At 67.7% G+C, this 2,361-nt stretch carries 2 protein-coding genes; both read left to right on the top strand.

Features of this window, described 5'->3' with window-relative positions; all coding sequences use genetic code 11:
• Positions 1-1,947, top strand: a 1,947-nt coding sequence (gene infB, locus G6022_RS13180) for a translation initiation factor IF-2 (RefSeq protein WP_182691733.1), incomplete at its 5' end; no start/stop codon positions are given.
• Positions 1,948-2,061: 114 nt separating this feature from the next.
• Positions 2,062-2,361 (top strand): 30S ribosome-binding factor RbfA (gene rbfA / locus G6022_RS13175; protein ID WP_182691731.1); only part of this gene is annotated, 300 nt, incomplete at its 3' end.

The following is a 2,361-nucleotide window of genomic DNA, read 5'->3' as shown; positions in this document are numbered from 1 at the left end:
GGCGGCGGAGGCAACCGTGGCCGCAGCGGCGCGGCCGGTGCGTTCGGCCGCCCCGGAGGCGCGCCCCGCAGGGGCCGCAAGTCCAAGCGGCAGAAGCGTCAGGAATACGACTCGATGCGGGCCCCCGAGGTCGGCGGCGTCCGGCTCCCCGACGGTCGTGGGCAGGTCCTGCGGCTGGCACAGGGTGCCTCGCTGAGCGACTTCGCGGACAAGATCGACGTCAACCCGTCGCAGCTGGTCCAGGCGCTGTTCAACCTCGGTGAGATGGTGACGGCCACGCAGTCCGTCACCCCGGAGACCCTTCAGCTCCTCGGCGAGGAGATGGGCTTCAAGGTCCAGGTCGTCAGTCCCGAGGACGAGGACCGCGAACTGCTCGACTCGTTCGACCTGTCGTTCGGTGAGGACGAGGGCGGGGAGGACGATCTCGAGATCCGTCCCGCTGTCGTCACCGTCATGGGTCACGTCGACCACGGCAAGACCAGGTTGCTCGACAGCATCCGGTCCGCGAAGGTCGGCGAGGGCGAGGCCGGCGGCATCACCCAGCACATCGGTGCCTACCAGGTCACCGTGCCGGTCGACGACATCGACCGGACGATCACCTTCATCGACACCCCGGGTCACGAGGCGTTCACCGCCATGCGTGCCCGCGGCGCCAAGTCGACGGACATCGCGATCATCGTGGTCGCGGCGGACGACGGCGTCATGCCGCAGACGGTCGAGGCGATCAACCACGCGCAGGCGGCCGACGTGCCGATCGTCGTGGCGGTCAACAAGATCGACAAGGAGGGCGCACAGCCCGACAAGATCCGTGGCCAGATGACCGAGTACGGGCTCGTCCCGGAGGAGTACGGCGGCGACACCATGTTCGTCGACATCTCCGCGAAGCAGGGGCTCAACATCGAGTCGCTCCTCGAGGCGGTCGTCCTCACCGCGGACGCGTCGCTGGACCTGCGGGCCAACCCGGACATGGACGCGCAGGGCGTGGCCATCGAGGCGCACCTCGACCGCGGACGCGGTCCGGTCGCCACGGTGCTCATCCAGCGCGGAACGCTGCGGGTCGGCGACTCGATCGTGGCGGGCGACGCGTACGGCCGGGTTCGTCGCATGGTGGACGAGCACGGGGAGGACGTCGTGGAGGCGACCCCGTCCCGTCCGGTCCAGGTGATCGGCCTGACCAGCGTCTGTGGCGCAGGCGACACCCTGATGGTGGTCGAGGAGGACCGCACCGCACGGCAGATCGCGGACAAGCGAAACGCGCGCAAGCGCAACGCGCTCGCCGCCCGGTCCCGCCGGCGGATCAGCCTCGAGGATCTGGATTCGCATCTCAAGGAGACGAGCCAGCTCAACCTCATCATCAAGGGCGACAACTCCGGTACGGTCGAGGCCCTCGAAGAGGCCCTCATGGGCATCGAGATCGACGACGAGGTGCAGTTGCGTGTCATCGACCGCGGTGTCGGTGCGGTCACCGAGACCAACGTCAACCTGGCGGCCGCATCCGACGCCGTGATCATCGGGTTCAACGTCCGCGCGGAGGGCAAGTCGACGGAGCTGGCCAACCGCGAGGGCGTGGACATCCGGTACTACTCGATCATCTACCAGGCGATCGACGAGATCGAGAGTGCGCTCAAGGGCATGCTCAAGCCGATCTACGAGGAGAAGAAGCTCGGTCAGGCGGAGATCCGCCAGCTGTTCCGCTCCTCCAAGCTCGGCAACATCGCGGGTTGCATGGTCCTCGACGGGATCATCCGACGCAACGCCAAGGCCCGTCTCATCCGCGACGGCAAGGTCGTCGTCGAGGAGATGACCGTCTCCTCGCTGCGCCGCGAGAAGGACGACGCGACCGAGGTCCGCGAGGGCTTCGAGTGTGGTCTGACGGTGACGTACTCCGACATCAAGATCGGCGACGTGATCGAGACCTACGAGCTCGTCGAGAAGCCGCGCGACTGACGTCGACGGCGACAACCCCGTGGGGGCAGGTTCCGTGGTCTGCGGGCCTGCCCCCACGGCATTCTGGGTATCGAGCGGCCGCCCGGCGGCCGCATCACGTCAAGGAGGATCGCCATGGCCGGAAAGGGACGGGCCGGACGGCTCGGCAAACGGATCGGGGAGATCGTCGCGACGGCGATCGAGCACGAGATCAAGGATCCGCGTCTCGAGTTCATCACCATCACTGATTCGCGCATCACGGCGGATCTGAGGGTGGCCACCCTCTACTACACGGTCCGGGGGAGGACGCTCGACGAGGAACCCGACATCGCCGACGCGGGTGAGGCCCTGGCGAACGCTCGGGGCCGGCTGCGCACGATGGTGGGTAAGCAGACGGGGGTCAAGTTCACTCCCGAGCTGACCTTCCGGCTGGAT

This window comes from Dietzia sp. Cai40, assembly GCF_014145165.1.
GTDB lineage: Bacteria > Actinomycetota > Actinomycetes > Mycobacteriales > Mycobacteriaceae > Dietzia > Dietzia natronolimnaea.
Note: the sequence above shows the minus strand (reverse complement) of the source record. Positions and strands in the feature narration are given on the sequence as shown.